Raw genomic sequence first — 15731 nt, forward strand, 5'->3', positions numbered from 1 at the left:
GCATCACCACGAGAACACGCCCTGGAGGGCGAGCGTGCCCGAGGCGGAGATCGCCGCGGTCAGGGTGAGGGCCACGTCGTATTCCAGGTTGGGATCGGCGGTGAGGCCGAGCAGTTCCCAGATCCGCTTCTCGACATTGGCGACGTCATCCGCCTCGAAGCGAGCTTGCAAGCCGGTCGCGTTGGCGCTGGCGACTGACTGCGCCGAGGCGAAGAGTGCGGCGCTGACCACCGCACCGCCATCGGCCGCCGCGCGGTAGAGTCCGAGATCGGCAGCCCCGCCGGTCAGCGCGTCACAGAACAGGGTCAGCGAGACCGGCCGCATCCAGGAGCCGACCCGGAAGAAGCGATAGGTGGAGCCGATGGAATCGCCGGTCACGGCCTCGACCGTGCCGGCGAACTGCTTGGAATTGCCGCCATGCACCCAGGGATTGGCGCGCAGGATCGGGGTCGCATCGAGGTTGGTGATGGAGAGGGTCTTGTAGGCATTGACGGCCATGGGAGATGTCCTTTCGCCGGAATGACACCGGGCTTAACAGGAGGCGTGAGAGGCGTGCCGAGCAGTGCCGATCAGCGGCACCAGACGCGCACGACCTTCTTCTCTTCGATGCGGGTGGCGCCGATCATCATGTCCATGTAGATCTGCCAGGGCTGGAGCTTGAGATCGGTGCGCTGGGTGATGTTGGTGGTCTGGTCGATCCAGACGCCGAGATGCATGCCGGAATTGACCCAGAAGGGAATCCCGATGCTGCTGCCGGCGAGATCGTCGGTGCCCTGGCAGGCGTTGGTCACCTCCTCGGTCAGCACGAAGTTGATGCCCATGAAACGGCGGATCCGCCCCTCCTCCAGCACCGGCTTGGTCTGGTAGTCCATCGAGGTGACCTGGATTTCGCCGAGGAGCGAGTCATGGGCCTTGGCGTTCAAGGCACCGGTGATCTGCTCGCGGTCGAGATCGACGTTGTTGGTGAGGAAGGTCTTCACCACTTCGCGCAGCTTGGCGACGGTGAGGTTGGTTGCCGCGGATGCGCCCTGTTGCACCGAGACGTTCTGACCGCCGGCGGTGGTCAGCGTGCTGCCGAAGGCGACCGAGCCCGCGGCGAGCTCGCCGGTCTTGGCCGTGGCGAAAAAGGCGCCGAGGATGACGGCGTCCTTGGCGCGACCCATCGCATTGGCCGCATTCATGACCAGCGAAGGCTTCGGATCGCCGAGCATCTGCAGCTCGTCGAACTTGTCGACCAGCTGCGCATGCTCAAAGGGCAACGGAAAGACCCAGCGCCGGTCGAAGGTCGCGTCCTGGCGGTCGATCGGGGTGAAGCGTTCGGTCACCGCCACCGCGGCGGTCGGCGCCACCTGGTTGACGGGCGAAGCCTGCTTGCCCTGGTACTGGCCCTGGCCGACCAGGCCCTGCAGGCGCGAGCCGAACTGCTGCGAGAGCAGCGCGAACTTGTCGGAAAACTGAATCGTGCGGAGATTGATGAGATTGGCGGACATGTTTCAAGCCTCAACGGTCAGGAGTTTCATGACGGTCGATGGCTTGTCCGCTCGGTGGCCCGGGCCGCGCCTATAGGAGGAGTGGCGGCTTATCGGGCACGGCACGGGGCCGCTCTCGCGGGTGACGTCCGCTGAACGGTGGGATCGGGTGAAGAGCGGGGCTGCTCTAAGAGCCGCTTATCCGCCGCCGCGATCCAACAAGATACACTATAGTATGAGTTTTGGCGGATAGCAAAGAAAATCGACAGATAGGAGAGTATCTTTTTGCGCCCTGCAGCGATGTAGAAAGATACTTTAAATAGCTATCGTATCTTTCTATCCTTCTTTCAGCTGCTGAATGGAAGGTTGTTGGATATGCGTCGCGACGATCTGGTGCCGGCGGTACGAAAGCAGCTGCAGCGTTTGCCGCCGCCGTTCGACGCGCATTACGGCGTGGTGCCGCTGCCCCCACCGGAAGATTCCATTCCGCTGCAGCCGGAGATTCTCCAGCAGCATGCCGCCGCATTCGACGCCATGGCGCGCGTCGATGCGATCGCCGCAGAGCTTCGAGATCCCTATCTCATCAGCCGTATCCTGACCCGGCGCGAGGCCGTGTCGAGCTCGGCGATCGAAGGGACGAACAGCACGCTCGACGAGCTGCTTTCGCTCGAAGAGACGATGGACGACGCAGCATCGGATGCCGCAGCCCAGGTGCGCGACTATGCGACGGTGCTTGAAGACCTGCTGCCGCGCGCCAGAGCCGAAAGCCATGCTCTCTTCTCCGCCGACCTCATCACCAGCCTGCATCGCGCCGTCATGCGCGGCGATGCAGCCTATCGAGACGCGCCCGGCGCCTTGCGCAGCACCGTCGTCTGGATCGGCGGCGGGCGCGACATCGCCTACTCCATCTACAATCCGACGCCGCCCGCTGCCGTCTCCACGGCACTCGCCGGGAGCGTCGCCTATCTGCGCTGCGACGGGATGCAGGCGATGACCCAAAGCCTCATTGCGCGAATGGCGATCGGCCACGCGCATTTCGAGGCCGTGCATCCATTCCGCGACGGCAATGGCCGCGTCGGGCGACTGCTGCTGCCGTTGATGATGGCGGCGGAAGGCCGCACGCCGCTCTATCTGGCACCCTATGTGGAAGCTCACAAATCCGCCTACAACGCCTCGCTGAAGGCAGCACAGCAACGCCTCGACTGGGCGGAGGCGATCGGCTTCATGGCCCGCGCCATCAGCGGCACGGCGAACGAAGTGCTGGCCACGCGCTCGGCGCTGCAGACGCTGTCCGGTCTCTGGCGCGCACGCCGCAAATTTCGCGTGGGCTCGGCCGCCTTGCGTGCAATCGATGTGCTCCCGCACTATCCGGTTCTGACGGTTGCCCGTCTCGCGAAACTGCTCGCCGTCACGGCCGCGGCCGCGCGTCGCGCCGTCGATCAACTGGTCGAGGCGGGAATCCTGGCCGAGCCTGTCAGCCAACACTACAATCGCCTCTTCACCGCGCGGGAAGCGCTCTCAATCATCAACCGCCCGTTCGGCGAGACGCCGATCCTGCCGGAGCGGTAATCGCGCTGCGCCGGAATTGCCCAAGTTCAGCCGGGATCATGCGATCTCATCTCCGCAAGAACGAAGCGGAGCTCAGGATGTTCCTTCTTTTGACCATGGTTCTGATGGACTTACTGCCGGCGGCACTGGGCGCGGCGCTGATCGTGGCGGCCAATCGCTGGAGCCGGACACCGAGCGCCTTTCACGCCTGGTCGCGGGCACTCGGCATTCTCGGCGCCCAGATGATTCTCGTCGCCGCCTTGATGGTGCTGCTGCTGATCGCGATCTTCAGCTATCCCGACCCGTCGGAGCCCGGCCGATCCCCTTGTCGGCCCATCTCGCCGCCCTGCTCTGGTGCGCTGGCCCTGCCATCAGCGGCCTCTTGCTCCGTGCCGGCGCAGGGTCGCTGCATCGCAACGCCGACCGTGTCATCGCCCGCGGGAGATCGAAGCCTTCTCCTGAACGAGCGCCGCTTACCAATCCTCAGCGCCGTTGAGCTTCTCGACCTGCGCTGCGGCGAGGACCGCGGGATCGAACATGCGCATGTTGATGCCCATCTTCCGCTCAGGGTCCGGGGTTGCGCGCTCCCACCACATGACGCAGCCGCAGTGGTTGCAATGGACGAAAGCCAGCTCCTTGCGGCCCCAGGAGTATCGCGCCAGCGCCTCGGGCGCCGCCTCGGTCTTCACCGTCTTGGCGATGAAATAGGACCAGAGCACGCCATAGCGCCGGCAGATCGAGCAATTGCAATCGCTGACCCAGGCCGGCTGCTCGGGGAGAGTCACTTTGACGGAGCCGCAGTGACAGGTGCCGGTGATCACGGTGTCATTGGGCCGCGGTTTATGACGATCTCTTCGTCGCCGCGCCGCTGCGGATTGGCATCCGGATTCATGACCATCCGCTGATCGAAGACGCGCGGCTTCCTCTCTCGCAACGCTGCCATTCCGGCCTGCGTCTGAGCGATCATCTGGCGCGCTGTGATTTTGTCCTCGGGCGTCTCGGCACTCATCAAGGCCATTCTGCAGATGGGAATCGCACTGATAAAGCTTCCGCGCGCAACGGCTTCCTTGCAGTCGGCAAGATCAGATGCAGAGGCCGCACGGGAGCCGGCCGCAGCGGCGAGAATCAGCACAGTAGCCGTCAGAAATCCGAAAGCGCGCATCGCCGCTCCAGAACGTGGTGGCCATTCCCAGGATTGGGCCAAGTTTTCGCCGGAAAGTCCAGCCCTCCGCCCTACCCCCGGTTCGCCACCGCGCTGATCAGCCGGTCGTATTCTGCGATCGCGCCCTTGTCGCCGGCGAAGTAGCGCTGGGTCCATTCGCGGTCGCCGCGGAGCTCGACCAGGCGGGCATTGGCGGCTTCCGGGGTCAGCCAGCCGCCGGAACCGAAGCCGCCGGCGCCGCTGCCGCGGTCCTCGGAGATGGCGGTGCCGATCTCGGCCAGCAGGGTCAGCATCGAGCGGGTGCCGATCGCGCGCTCGATCTTGCCCATGGTCGCGGGCTCGAGACCGAAGGCACGTGAGGCGCGTTGTGCCGCGGCGAGGCGGCTGTCGGCCTCGCCGCCCCATTCGCGCCGCAGCGCATCGAAATCCTGGGCCGATGTGCGCTGGAAGGCGTCGTTGTCGGCGGCGGCCAGCATCGCCTGCAGCTTGGCATGCTCGGTCGCCAGCGCGCTGGCGGTCTCGCGGCCGACGCCGAGCTTCAGGAAGACCTGCGCCATGCCGTCGGCATAGCTGCGGTCGGCGGCTTCGTCCGGCTTGCCGTCGGCGCCGAGCGGCACCAGGCCATAGTCTTCCCACGCGCTCGGTACGCCCATGCGGCGGTGGATCTCGGCCCAGGCGGTCTTGTCTTGCGCGTCCTTCGGCCAGACCACCTTGTCGCGGCCCATCATGCTCTCGAGGCTGCGATGCGCGCGCACCATTTGCGTCAGCCCACCCTCGGCGGTCCAACCCTTGTTTTCGAGCCAGCCTTGCGTGTCGCCGTCGAAGCCGGCAAACCAGCTCTCGCCGCCATCGCTGGGCGCTTCGACCGTGCTCGCCGGGCCGCTTTCCATCTCGCCTTCCATCATCATCGACCTCCTTGTCGTGCCGCAGCCGCCTCGATGCGCTCGCGTTGTGCCAGCGCCCAGGCCTGCGAGGATTCCATCTCCAGCATGGCGCGGATCCTGAGCCAGACCTCGCGGCGGCCTTCGGCGACGGCCATCGCGTAAGGATCGACCGCCTTCTGGCCGCCGACCCGCACCGAGGATTGCTGCTCGCCGCAGAAGACCGCGAGATCGCCCAAGACGGCGTCGCGCGCCAGTCCACCGCCGCCGAACACCTGTTGATAGGCGCGCACCAGATCCGCGCGCGGCAGAACCCGATCGAGCAGACTCATGGGCGCACCTTACTGTTGTTGCGGCTGGGCCGCCGCTTCGGCCTGTGCCAGGTCCTTGATGCTGCCGGTGACCGCCGGCAAGGCCGCCGCGGCCTGCGCCGCCTGCTGCGCCTGCGCACGGCCCTGGCGCAGCGCGTCGAGCTCGTCCTTGGAGCGGATCCACTTCGCCGGCACGCCGTTGATCTCGGCGAGGCCCGGGGCGATCTCGTCGGGATTGAACACGTCCATCACCGCGGGATCGGCGCCGGCGAGCGGCGCCAGCGCCTCGATGGTGCGCAGCAGGCCGACGCCCTGGTCCGCCTTCATCGCGCGGGTCAGCGGCGAGTCATATTCGAGCTTGTAGCCGCCGTTGCGCTCGAGCATGACCGGCGGCGGTGGCGGCAAGGCACCGGCCCGCGCCAGCAGGTCGATTTCGCGCTCGACGATCGGCCCCAGCAATTCCGACTGCTGCCGGCCGGTGGTCGGCGCCAGCAACGCGCCCTTCTCCTGTGCCCGGAGAAGCGCCTCGGTCGCCGTCATCTGCGGCGTCTCGACCAGGATCTGGAACAAGGTCACCAGGAAGGCGGCGTTCACCGATTGCCGGCGCTCGGCGATCTCCTCCTTCACCGGCGCGAACTGGCTGCCGCGGTTGAGCGCATGGATGAGCGGCCGCCCCTGGTCATCGACGCCGCCATAGTTGATCGCCGCCGGCAGCAGCGAGACGCCGTCGCCCAGCGCCGAAAGCACGCCGTCATTCGGCGCCAGCAGCGGCGGCGCGATCGAGAGCTGCGCCTCCTGCACCATGGTCTGCGCCATCGTGTTCAGCATCTTGGTGTCGGCCAGCGCCAGCATCCCCGGGCTGTCGCCATAGACCTGGCCCGGCCGCGTCACGTAGCGCGAGACCGCATAGGGGAAGGTGCGGAAGCCGCCCTGCCCCACCACCTGCCGCGCGTCCTGGCAGACCCACCAGGACTCATAGGCCATGCCGCTGCGACCCTTGCCGCCCTGGACCCGCGAGGCGTTGGGGCGCACGCAATGGAGATAGGTCGCCTTGTCGTCCGGGCGGGTCTCGAGCTTGCCGCGGACCTGGTCGGGCAGCTGGTCCGCGCCGAAGCGCTGCGCCGCCTGCTCCGCCGTCAGCTCCAGCTTGTAATGCGCGGTGCGGATCCGGCCCTGGTAATCCTCGACCACATAGAGGCCGGCGAGATTGCAGGCGCGGTAGGTGATGCCCGCCCCCGGCGATTCCTCGGAGAAGATGCCGCTGGTGCCGAAGGCGCCGAGCGAGCCGTAGACTTCATGGATCTGCGAGGCGAAGTTGGAGCGCGGCGAATAGCGAAAGGCGAACAGCCGCCGCGTCACCTCGTTGCACCAGCGCTTCACCTCGACGTCGTCGGCCAGGTCGTCGTCCAGCGGCTTCAGCATGTGCCAGGTCTGCGCCCGCGGCGTCAGCATGCTCTCGAAAGCGGCGGAGAAGCGGTCGAGCGCCAGCACCGCCGTCGAATCGAAGACCTGCGGCCGCAATTGCGGCGTGCCCTTATAGGTGAACACGCCGGCGCGCGGCAGCATGAAGTCCGCGACCTCCTGCCAGAGCGGCTCATAGATCGCGCGCTCGGCCTCCAGCTGCTGCTGCCGGCGGATGATCTCGCCGGCGATGTCCCGGCTGTCCATCCTGGCGCGACCACGTACAGCCGGCGCCGCGGGCTTGTGTGTGGCAATGGCTTCGGTGCCGATCATGCGGTGCCGATCCTCGTAAAGTGGGGAGAGAAGCGGGACGATCAGGTGTTGGCGATCGCCGAGACCTTGGCGGCGGAGCCGTCGGCGGGAATGCCGCGGAGCTCCGTCTGCCCGGCGGCGAGCCGCGCATCGTTGACGGTCGCGGTCGGATTGGCGGCAAAGCGCAGCGAGCAGATCGCATCGCTGTGCAGCCGCACGAAGCGGGTCTTGGCGTTGAAGGCCGCCGACGGCGTCACGCCGGAGGTGAAGTCTACCACCTGGGTTGCGATCGGCGGCTCCTCCGGCGCCTGGACCACGGCATTGCCGGGTCCGCTCGCCTGAGTGACGCGCGCGTATTCAGAGATGTAGAGCTTGCTCATGGCTGCGGTCTCCGTCGGTCTTGGAGCTCAGGAGTGTCGGGATCGGTGATGGGCGGCGCGGCCGATTCCGGCTTGCGGTCGCCGATCGGCTTGCCGGCGATTTCAGGCGCCGGTTCGAGCGCGCCTTCGGGCGCGGTTTCGGGATCACCCATTGGTCAACGTCCTTGAGCCGGTGAGTTCGGCGCCGACGCCGCTGGAACCGGTCAGCATGGTCGAAGCCATGCCCTGCAGCGCGGCGCGGCGCCGCTTGGCTTCGTCTTCCTGCTGCTGCAGCGCATCCGCCGCAGTGTCCCGGGTCGGCGGCGGCTCGATCTTGGGCGGCGGCGACGGTTTGAAAAAGCTCATGCTGGAGCTCCTGCAAAGATGGACGACAGGGTTGAGGCCGGGACGTCAGGCAGCGCCGGCGATCCGCAGCAGCCAGCCCGCGGGATAGAGCGGCGCCAGGCGGCAGGCCGAAAGATCGGGCAGGCCTTCGGCGTCGCGGGCGACGAAGGGCATGCTCTTAAACTGGAAACCGCCGATCGCCAGCGCGGTGTCGATCATGATCGGCAGTTTCAGGTTGAAGTCGTGAATGCTCTGCTGAGCCGCGCCGCCGAGGGCGTCGCCGAGCGCGGTATTGCCGTCGCGCATGGCCAGCAAGGCCGCACGGAGCTCGGCGACGGCTGCATCCAGCCGCTCGACATGGGTCAGCTGCATCGTGACCAATCCACGCACCGCCTCGGCCTGTTGCGCGGCCTGCTGCTCCGCGGCGGCGAGCGCTTCGGTCTCGGCGCGGACCGCAGCCTCGCGTTGCGCCGCTTCGAGGCGTTGCCGCTCGGCATCGAGCGCGGCGATGTCCTGCTCGAGCAGCGCCAGGATCTCCTGCGCCTCCGCATCACCCTCGGCGGCGGCCAGGCTCTGCCGAGCGTATTCCTCTTGTGCGGCCGCACGCTTCCGCCCGGCCTCCTCGGCCAGCGCGGCGAGGGAGGCCGGTGTTGCCTTCACATCGGTCATGCCTTGTCGCTTCCTTCCGCCGCTTGCGCGACAGCCGAGGTGTAGCCAAGGGAATTGTGGGGCGAGGCCGCTTCCCACTGGGCCCGCGCCGCGCTGTCGCCCGCCGTGTAGCGCGCGACGAAGTCGGCATCGTTGATCAGCGCCAGCGCCGCAGCGCTGGTGCCGGGAGTCTCCGCCGCCTGCATCGTGCCGACCGCGTCGTGATAGGGCTGCGTTCCTGCGGCCTTGAGCGCGCTCAGCTGGTTGTAGAGCGCGACCGCCTCGGCATCGCCCTTCAGATATCGCTGCCGGAAGCCCTCATCGCCGGCCAGTCGATTGAGCGCGAGGGTCGCCCGATAGCCGCGCTCGATCTGCGGTGCGAAGGGCGTCATCGCGCGATCGAACTCGGCATCGGTCATGCCAAGCCGCCCGCTCAAAGCATGGTCTCCAGCATCTGCTTCAATCCCGGCTTGCGACGATCGGCGAGCGCGATGTCGGAAAATTCCTCGGTTGGGAGCGGCGCCGCCTTTTGTGTGGGGTCGTCCGTCGCACCGCCAACCGCGCCGCTAGCAGTTTGTTCGAAACTCTCACGCTTTGTGCCGCGCTGCGAACGCCCTCGCGTGCTCGACATGCTGGGATCCTCGGACCAGCCGGTTTGCAAGCCGGGCTTTTGGCCCGTCAGGCTGTCAATGCCTTCACCGAGCAAACCACCCTTGTTTTGAGTATCGAACTTGCCCTTGCTTAAGCTCGGGGCATTGTTAAGCAGGCCACCACCAGGGACCAATGCTGGGGCAACCGTCCCGATCACCTGGCCCACGGAGGGGTCGGAGTAGTAGCCAACGGCGCCGGGCGTATACTGGTCGGAAACGCCAAACGGCATGTTCTGCTTCGGTGCGTTAGCCTTGCTGGAATCGCTGCTAGTTCCAGTGCCCTTGTAGGACTTCACCCCAGGACCAGCAGCGGCGCCGCCGCTGATTGAACCATTGGGCCCGGCAGGATCGCGCGGCTGGGTTAGGTTTTCAGTGACCACCCTTGACCCACTGGCTTGACCACTTGCCTTGGCTTTGTCCTTTGACCCATAGGCAGATCCCGAACCGGTAAAGCCTTTGTCTGTGCTGTATGCGGGCATCGTGCGAGCCTCTGTTCCATTGTTTGGGGATCTTATCAGGATACAGAAGATAACACAATGGTGTGTTTTTCTCAGCTTGCGCGCGCCTTCTGAATCATTGCTTTGAGATCCGGCTCGGCGTATTCAAGCGCCTCATCGAGTTGCCGGGTGGCCTCTGCGGGCGGCATGTTTAAGGGGGCTTTCTGATATTGCTTCCACAAGGCATCGCGCTCCTTGCCGCACGCCAAATTTGCCCTGGCGATTACTTGCTTCTCGGTAGCAGCCATATCCGCTTTCGCCATTTCGGCAATGCGCGTCCGGAGGCACTCGGTGTAAGCCCGGACCTGTTGACCGGCCGCCGCCATCACCTGTTCCTCGCTCTGTCCCCAAGCCGGCCCCGCTGCGGCTACCAAAAACCAGAGAACCAACCACTTCCTACCACCCATGCGGCCTTCCTCCCTTCGGCGCACCGGCGGCGAAGCGCGGCCGGCTACCAGCAGATCGTACACCCGAAGAGAGTGCAGGGTCAGTCAAAGGTTGGCGATCGATCAGCTGGCGCCCCAGCCCGAAGCAGAGATAGCGGAACGCATCGGCGCAATGGCTGGTGAAGTCGTGCAGCGGCACCGGCTTCAGCACCTGCCGCTTATCGTCCCATTCGGAGCGGTATTGCCGCAGCAGCTTCAACCCCGTCCCGCAGCGCTCGGCGTTGAACCAGCATTTGCGCAACACGAACCGCGCCTGGCTGATGCCGTCGTCGACGCTGGCTTGCGGCAACACCGTCGGCGACAGGCCGAAGCCCCTGAGCACATCGACCCGGGAGAGGCCCGAGCCCAGCTCCTTGACCTTGAGATCATGCGGAAAGAAATGCTGGCCGTAGATCCAATGCGCGCGATGCCCGGCGCGGAGCTGCGCCACGTAATGCTCGAGCCCGACGCCGGAGGCCTCGTAGTAGTCGATCAGCCGCGGCTCGCCATGCGCGACCTGGGCGAACCAGATGCTGGTGGCGTCGCCGATGCCGAGATCCCAGCCGGTATGCACCGGCAAGGCCGGCTCATGGGCGAAGGGGTGGATGCGGCCGAGCCGTTCCGCCTCGGCGAGAATCTGCGCGTAGTAGGCGCCTGGAATCGCCGCGTCGAAGGAGCATTCGAACTCCTGCGCATACTGGTCCGGCGTCATCGCCCGCCGCGCGGCTTCCAGCTCCGCCGCCGGAATGAGGCCGGTCTCGCTCGCCTTGAACATGAAGCCCGCCCAGTCCGGATCGTGCCGGCGGGCACCGGCTTCGTCGAGAAATCCGTCGCGCGCGCCCTCGAACAGGTCGCAGAAGCCGTTACGCCCCATCGGCGTACCGATGAACAGCGCCCAGCCCTGCCGGTCGGCAAGTGCGGGCCGCACCACCTCCGACCAGACGCGCGGATGCATCTGCGCGTATTCGTCCAGCACCACGCCGTCGAAATAGAGTCCGCGCAGCCGATCGGCATTGTCGGCGCCGTAGAGCCGGATGCGCGCGCCGGCCGCGGCGGCGCCATGCTCGACCCGCGGCGGCAGCTCGACCCAGAGCTCGGATTCATTGACGGCGATGTCGGGGATCTTCGCCGTGTAATGCTTCAGGTAGGACCAGGCGACATCCTTGGCCTGGATATGGAACGGCGCCAGATAGGCGAAGCGCGGCTCGCGCAGCTTGCAGTCCCTGGCGCCGGAGATCAGCTCATTGACGGCGAAGACGGTCTTGCCGAAGCGGCGATGGGTGACCAGCACCTTGAACCGGCCGGGTGCTGCATGCAGCAGCCGCTGCTGCGGCCGTGGCACATGGCCGGTCGAGACCCTAGCCCTCATAGCCGTCTTCCACCAGCACATGCGCGACGACGCCGGCGGCCTGCTCGCTTTGCAGGGTGCGGCCGAAGCCACGGTCGAGCAGCTCCTTGATCGCCGCCAGTTTCGACGCTTCCGACTTGGATTCACGGACCAGCTTCAGCAAGCCGTCTAGCGCTTCGCTGCCAGCCGCGCGTGCCTTGGCGCGCAGTGCCGCGGCCGCGGCATCGGTTGGCGCCGCGCCGCGCGATTTCCCTCGCCGCTGCATGAAATCACTCCCCCCGGACGAAGGAAGCCAGCGATTCCAGCAGCTGGGCGACGCCGCCGGGATCGGCGCGGTTGTCCTTGCGCATCAGCACCGAACCGCTGAAGCGATTGCCGTTCACAGCGACGCTGATGCCGAAGCGCTGCTTGCCGCCGGCATCGGTGAAGCTTCGTGCGCGAAACAGCGGCGGCATCGGAGCGACCCGGCGCGACGCCGCCGGCGACTTGCAGCGGCTCATCGCGCCACCCGCCATTTCTTCGCCATCCTGCCGCTGGCATTGAGCCCAAAGTCGCCATTCGCGACGATGCGCTCCCGCTTCACCAGTTCCGAGACCCGGGGCCGGACGTAGAGGATCGAAAGCTTGAGCCGCTCGGCCAGTGTGTCGGCGGTAAGAGCCGGCCCTCGCGCCAGCAGGTTGATGATCGCGCGCCGCGTTCGCTCTGCTTTGTTATCGGCTGTGCCCGGATTCATCTTGCCTCCTCTGCTTCCTTTTCCGGTGTCGCTTCCTCGCCACCTTCGGCCCCGTCCTCCGCCACGCGCGGCAGGTAGGCGCGTCCGCAATGCTCGGCGCAGAACGGCCGGCGCGGCGCGGCGGCCGCGCCGCACATCAAGGCCTCGGCCGCCTTGTCTTCGTCGGCGACGATCCAACGGCACTGGTCAGGCCCGATCGCCCATTGCCGGACGGCTGACTCGCCGGTGTCGGGTGACGCTTCGAAGAAAGTTGCGGCCGGCATCAAGTAAGCCTCTTCGGGGGTCGAGGCGATGCCGGCCGCTGGCTCCGCCGCCGAGGGAGGGAATGCAGCGGCGGGAGGGGACTTGCGTTCGACCATGAACATAGGCTTGCTTTTAGCGATTATCGCATATAGCGTCAAGCGATATTCGCTTAAATCGCAATAGACGGAGGTTTGCGTGATTCGCAAACTGCTGGCCATGACCCCGATCGAGATCAAAGCGGCGCTCGAGCGCCACCGCGTGACCCAGACCCGCCTCGCCCAGGCCGCCGGGATCGAGGTCGACAAGCTCAACAAGGTGCTGGCCGGAAGGCGGCGCCTTCAGCTCGACGAGAATGCGCGGATCGAAGCTTTCTTCCGCCCGCTCGATGGCGGCGAGGCGTATTCGACCGGCCTGGCCGAAGATCACCTGCCGGCATCGAATCTCCGCGCCGCGCCGCTGCCGCCCCGCCCCGATCGCCAGAGCAAGATCCCGCTGCTTGGCAGCGGCCAAGCGGGACCCGACGGCGTGTTCGAGCTGAACAACGGCGAGCCGATCGACTATGTCGACCGGCCGCCGGGCCTTGCCGGCAAGGCGCGGATCTATTGCATCTATGTGGACGGCGATTCCATGGAGCCCGCCCATTTGCACGGCGATCTGCTGTTCGTCGATGCCGCGCGCAAGCCCTTCCCCGGCCGCGATGCCGTGGTCGAGCTGCTCCCGGATAACGACGGCGCCCCGGCCCGCGCCTTCATCAAGCGCATCGTCAAGCTGACACCGGAATTCGTCGAGCTGTTCGAATTCCGGCCGAAGGAGCGGACCTTCCGCCTCGCACGCTCCAAGATCCGCAACCTGCACCTGGTGCTGAAGAACACCGACATGTACTGACGCGCCGTCGACCGCGTCCATCGCACAAACTGCACTTCGTTATTGCGATTTTCGCAATTTGCTGCTAGACTCCCTGGATGATCGACAGCCAGCAGGGAGTCCGCATGCCGACCGCGCTCAGTCTTCGCCGCGACGCCGAGCTCAAGTATGACGGCCCGATCCCGGCGGAGGTGCTGGCGGTGATCGCCGCGGAAGAGCAGCGCGAGCGCGATGCGCAACTCATGGCGCAGATGGCCGAGCCGCAGCGCCTGCGCTTCCGCGCCGCCAAGGAGTTCCGGCTGGCCAAGCGTTCCTTCCGGCTGCTCTGCGCGATGACGCGACGGCATACGGTGCGCAGGCCGGATGCCGCCTGGTTCGCCTTGCGCGATCGGGCGCGCATCGAGGCCGAGGCGCATGTCGAGGCCTGGCGCATGCTGCGCTGGCGCGAGCGCAAGGCCGCGCGATGAGCCGCTCCACTTACGAGCAGGTGCATGACGGCGAATGGTGGCTGTTCCAGGAAGGCCGTTCCAACCGCCGCTGCAAGATCGCTTGCTGTGATTGCGGGCTGGTCCACGTCTTCAGGATTCGCATCCGCAAGGGTCGCATCGAGATGCAGGTCAACCGCCTGCCCCACGCCACCGGCGGCCGCCGCGCCTCGCTTGCCGCCGAACGCCGGCGCGGGTCCTGATTGACCCAAGGGCCACTTGTCCCGCTGTCCCGGCGGCGACAGTCTAGTGCAGGCGTGACGACGAAGCGCGCGGCATGATGACTCTGCTCGGGACCCTAGCGCATTACCGCCGCAGCTCGATGGGAGCGACGGCCATCGAATACGCCCTGATCGCCGGCTTGGTCGCGGTCGTCCTGGTGCCGGGACTGTTCTGGGTCAAGGACCTGCAGCAGCGACTCTCCAACAAGCTGGATGCGGCGACCGGCCAGGCCCAGATCCGCGACGACATCCGCGAGCCGGTGCATAAGGTGGTCAAGGATTCCCAGATCCGTGACGACAACCGAGCGCCCGTGCATTCCGATTAGCGCAGCAGCTGCGTCAGCGCGAAGATCGCGCAGCCGACCGCCGCGCCGACCAGGGTTCCGTTCAATCGGATGTATTGCAGGTCCTTGCCCACGGCGAGCTCGACCCGGTCCACGATCGTGCCGGTCTCCCAGCTCTTGACGACGTCGGCGACGAAGCGGCCGATCTCCTTGCGCCAGGGCACGATCAGGGTCTGGATGCCCTCGTCCAGTCGTTGGTCCATGCGCGCCTGCAAGGACGGATCTTCGGCAATCGCCGATCCGAGCGAACGCAGGATCCCGGAAAGCGCCTGGCGCAATCGCGAGTTCGGCTGGGCCAGCTCCTGCTCGAGGATCGCGCGCAGGTCCTGCCAGAGGGATTGGAAATAGGCGTTCACCTCCGGCGCGCCGAGGAAGCGATCGCGCATCGCGTTGACTTGGGCGCGGGTGGCCGGGTCGTGCTTCAGGTCGGAGATCAGCTTCTCGATCGCGGCATCGAAGGTGGCGCGGGCGTCGTGGTCGCGCTGGCCGAGGTCGTCGAGATAGGCGATCAGCCCGTCGGTGATCTCCTTGGCGACCTTGCGGTCGATCCGCCGCGGCACCCACCAGCGGCTGCGCTGCTCGACGATCGCCAGGATCTGGTCCTCATGGACGAAGATGTAAGTGCGCACCGCGCGCAGCAGGTGGTCGAGAAACTGGTGATGGGCGCCGTTGCGGCGCAGGACCGAAAGCAGGGTCGCCAAAGCCGGCGCCGGCTCGACGTCGCGCAGCTGGCGGCGCAGCGTCATCTGCACCAGCCGCTGCAGCGCCTGGTCGTTCAACGAACGCAGGAAGAAGGATGCCGTGATCGCGAGCCGGTCGCCGACGACGTCGGCATTGCGGCGGTCGGCCAGCCAGGCACCGAGCCTTCGGCTGACGCCGAGCGCGCGGAGTCGCGCCGCCACCAGCTCGGGCTCCAGGAAATGCCGCTCGATGAAGCCGCCGAGGCCGAGGCCGATCCGGTCCTTGCTGTTCGGGATGACCGCGGTATGCGGGATCGGCAGGCCCAGGGGCCGGCGAAACAAGGCGGTGACCGCGAACCAGTCGGCCAGGCCGCCGACCAGCGCGGCCTCCGTGCCGGCGCGCAGCAGGTCCATCCAGAAGCCCGGCAGCCCGGTCTTGACCGCGGCGAAATAGCCGATGCCCATCACCACCAGGAGCGATGTGGCGACGGTGCGGTGGCGGCGCAGGCTGCGGCGCTGTTCGAGCGAAGCGGCGGTCTCGGCGATATTGGCCACGGGCGAATCTCCTTCGAGAGACCGCAGCATGAGCAAGCGCGGCGCCGGCTGACAAGCCGGCGCGCGAAATCGCCCGGCTCGCGGATGCGAGCGGGTCGGTCAGACGACTTTGCTGGGGTTCCCTGAGCGGCCCGACACATAGGTAACAGATCGTACCGGACACATAGGTAACACTTTCCCCGGTTTTTTGGGGGGTGTCGATGCCTTGGAAGGAGTGTTCGGTCGTGGACGAGCGTCTCAGGTTTGTCGC

The 15731-nt window shown here is 66.6% G+C and carries 24 protein-coding genes; 5 read left to right on the forward strand and 19 right to left on the reverse strand.

The window, feature by feature from the left end:
* Window positions 1-3 precede the first annotated feature (3 nt).
* Both ACH2CY_RS07520 and ACH2CY_RS07525 read right to left on the reverse strand, forming a co-directional pair.
* A complete protein-coding gene (locus ACH2CY_RS07520) occupies window positions 4-498 on the reverse strand; it encodes a hypothetical protein (RefSeq protein WP_395017737.1) in 495 nt (164 codons plus the stop codon).
* Between the two features lie 71 nt (window positions 499-569).
* The gene (locus ACH2CY_RS07525; RefSeq protein WP_395017739.1) at window positions 570-1490 is read right to left on the reverse strand and encodes a phage capsid protein; all 921 of its coding nucleotides are present in this window, start codon (window positions 1488-1490) and stop codon (window positions 570-572) included.
* A gap of 354 nt (window positions 1491-1844) precedes the next feature.
* Here ACH2CY_RS07525 and ACH2CY_RS07530 point away from each other — a divergent pair, with 354 nt between their 5' ends.
* On the forward strand, window positions 1845-3038 hold the full coding sequence (locus ACH2CY_RS07530) for a Fic family protein (RefSeq protein ID WP_395017741.1): 1194 nt from the start codon (window positions 1845-1847) through the stop codon (window positions 3036-3038).
* 452 nt (window positions 3039-3490) lie between these two features.
* Here ACH2CY_RS07530 and ACH2CY_RS07535 read toward each other — a convergent pair whose 3' ends face one another.
* The 16 genes from ACH2CY_RS07535 to ACH2CY_RS07610 all read right to left on the reverse strand — a co-directional run bounded on the left by ACH2CY_RS07535 (window position 3491) and on the right by ACH2CY_RS07610 (window position 12550).
* Window positions 3491-3802: a GFA family protein gene (locus ACH2CY_RS07535; RefSeq protein ID WP_395017743.1), complete on the reverse strand. Its 312-nt coding sequence runs from the start codon at window positions 3800-3802 to the stop codon at window positions 3491-3493.
* 32 nt (window positions 3803-3834) lie between these two features.
* Window positions 3835-4179 (reverse strand): hypothetical protein, encoded by a 345-nt coding sequence (locus tag ACH2CY_RS07540; RefSeq protein WP_395017746.1) that lies wholly within the window; start codon window positions 4177-4179, stop codon window positions 3835-3837.
* Window positions 4180-4250: 71 nt separating this feature from the next.
* Complete coding sequence (locus ACH2CY_RS07545) at window positions 4251-5084, reverse strand: hypothetical protein (protein WP_395017748.1); 834 nt, start codon at window positions 5082-5084, stop codon at window positions 4251-4253.
* Complete coding sequence (locus tag ACH2CY_RS07550) at window positions 5084-5392, reverse strand: hypothetical protein (RefSeq protein WP_395017750.1); 309 nt, start codon at window positions 5390-5392, stop codon at window positions 5084-5086. The genes ACH2CY_RS07545 and ACH2CY_RS07550 overlap by 1 nt, the downstream gene beginning before the upstream one ends.
* A 9-nt stretch (window positions 5393-5401) precedes the next feature.
* A complete protein-coding gene (locus tag ACH2CY_RS07555) occupies window positions 5402-7105 on the reverse strand; it encodes a portal protein (RefSeq protein WP_395017753.1) in 1704 nt (567 codons plus the stop codon).
* Between the two features lie 41 nt (window positions 7106-7146).
* A complete protein-coding gene (locus ACH2CY_RS07560; protein ID WP_395017755.1) occupies window positions 7147-7464 on the reverse strand; it encodes a hypothetical protein in 318 nt (105 codons plus the stop codon).
* A 144-nt stretch (window positions 7465-7608) separates the two neighbouring features.
* Window positions 7609-7809 (reverse strand): hypothetical protein, encoded by a 201-nt coding sequence (locus tag ACH2CY_RS07565; protein ID WP_395017757.1) that lies wholly within the window; start codon window positions 7807-7809, stop codon window positions 7609-7611.
* Window positions 7810-7854: 45 nt separating this feature from the next.
* The gene (locus ACH2CY_RS07570; RefSeq protein WP_395017759.1) at window positions 7855-8457 is read right to left on the reverse strand and encodes a hypothetical protein; all 603 of its coding nucleotides are present in this window, start codon (window positions 8455-8457) and stop codon (window positions 7855-7857) included.
* A complete protein-coding gene (locus tag ACH2CY_RS07575; RefSeq protein WP_395017761.1) occupies window positions 8454-8873 on the reverse strand; it encodes a hypothetical protein in 420 nt (139 codons plus the stop codon). Before ACH2CY_RS07575 ends, ACH2CY_RS07570 begins: the two co-directional genes overlap by 4 nt.
* Complete coding sequence (locus tag ACH2CY_RS07580; protein WP_395017762.1) at window positions 8870-9565, reverse strand: hypothetical protein; 696 nt, start codon at window positions 9563-9565, stop codon at window positions 8870-8872. Before ACH2CY_RS07580 ends, ACH2CY_RS07575 begins: the two co-directional genes overlap by 4 nt.
* 71 nt (window positions 9566-9636) lie before the next feature.
* A complete protein-coding gene (locus ACH2CY_RS07585; protein ID WP_395017763.1) occupies window positions 9637-9990 on the reverse strand; it encodes a hypothetical protein in 354 nt (117 codons plus the stop codon).
* The gene (locus tag ACH2CY_RS07590) at window positions 9980-11377 is read right to left on the reverse strand and encodes a hypothetical protein (protein ID WP_395017765.1); all 1398 of its coding nucleotides are present in this window, start codon (window positions 11375-11377) and stop codon (window positions 9980-9982) included. The genes ACH2CY_RS07585 and ACH2CY_RS07590 overlap by 11 nt, the downstream gene beginning before the upstream one ends.
* Window positions 11367-11621 (reverse strand): hypothetical protein, encoded by a 255-nt coding sequence (locus ACH2CY_RS07595; RefSeq protein ID WP_395017767.1) that lies wholly within the window; start codon window positions 11619-11621, stop codon window positions 11367-11369. The genes ACH2CY_RS07590 and ACH2CY_RS07595 overlap by 11 nt, the downstream gene beginning before the upstream one ends.
* A gap of 4 nt (window positions 11622-11625) precedes the next feature.
* Window positions 11626-11871 carry a hypothetical protein gene (locus ACH2CY_RS07600; RefSeq protein WP_395017787.1) on the reverse strand — a complete coding sequence of 82 codons (246 nt, stop codon included), beginning with the start codon at window positions 11869-11871 and terminating at the stop codon, window positions 11626-11628.
* Window positions 11853-12089, reverse strand: a complete 237-nt coding sequence (locus ACH2CY_RS07605) for a winged helix-turn-helix domain-containing protein (RefSeq protein WP_395017769.1) — start codon at window positions 12087-12089, stop codon at window positions 11853-11855. The genes ACH2CY_RS07600 and ACH2CY_RS07605 overlap by 19 nt, the downstream gene beginning before the upstream one ends.
* Window positions 12086-12550: a GcrA family cell cycle regulator gene (locus ACH2CY_RS07610; RefSeq protein WP_395017771.1), complete on the reverse strand. Its 465-nt coding sequence runs from the start codon at window positions 12548-12550 to the stop codon at window positions 12086-12088. Before ACH2CY_RS07610 ends, ACH2CY_RS07605 begins: the two co-directional genes overlap by 4 nt.
* Here ACH2CY_RS07610 and ACH2CY_RS07615 point away from each other — a divergent pair.
* From ACH2CY_RS07615 to ACH2CY_RS07630, 4 genes are all read left to right on the forward strand, one after another.
* The gene (locus ACH2CY_RS07615; RefSeq protein WP_395017772.1) at window positions 12528-13217 is read left to right on the forward strand and encodes a S24 family peptidase; all 690 of its coding nucleotides are present in this window, start codon (window positions 12528-12530) and stop codon (window positions 13215-13217) included. The two genes, ACH2CY_RS07610 and ACH2CY_RS07615, sit on opposite strands and share 23 nt — an antisense overlap.
* Before the next feature lie 104 nt (window positions 13218-13321).
* Window positions 13322-13663 carry a hypothetical protein gene (locus tag ACH2CY_RS07620; RefSeq protein WP_395017773.1) on the forward strand — a complete coding sequence of 114 codons (342 nt, stop codon included), beginning with the start codon at window positions 13322-13324 and terminating at the stop codon, window positions 13661-13663.
* A complete protein-coding gene (locus ACH2CY_RS07625) occupies window positions 13660-13884 on the forward strand; it encodes a hypothetical protein (protein WP_395017775.1) in 225 nt (74 codons plus the stop codon). The genes ACH2CY_RS07620 and ACH2CY_RS07625 overlap by 4 nt, the downstream gene beginning before the upstream one ends.
* A gap of 74 nt (window positions 13885-13958) precedes the next feature.
* The gene (locus tag ACH2CY_RS07630; protein WP_395017777.1) at window positions 13959-14228 is read left to right on the forward strand and encodes a Flp family type IVb pilin; all 270 of its coding nucleotides are present in this window, start codon (window positions 13959-13961) and stop codon (window positions 14226-14228) included.
* Here the strand turns inward: ACH2CY_RS07630 and ACH2CY_RS07635 are convergent.
* Complete coding sequence (locus ACH2CY_RS07635) at window positions 14225-15481, reverse strand: DUF445 domain-containing protein (protein ID WP_395017780.1); 1257 nt, start codon at window positions 15479-15481, stop codon at window positions 14225-14227. The two genes, ACH2CY_RS07630 and ACH2CY_RS07635, sit on opposite strands and share 4 nt — an antisense overlap.
* Window positions 15482-15731 lie beyond the last annotated feature (250 nt).

Source organism: Dongia sp. (assembly GCF_041905885.1).
Classification (GTDB): Bacteria; Pseudomonadota; Alphaproteobacteria; order Dongiales; family Dongiaceae; genus Dongia.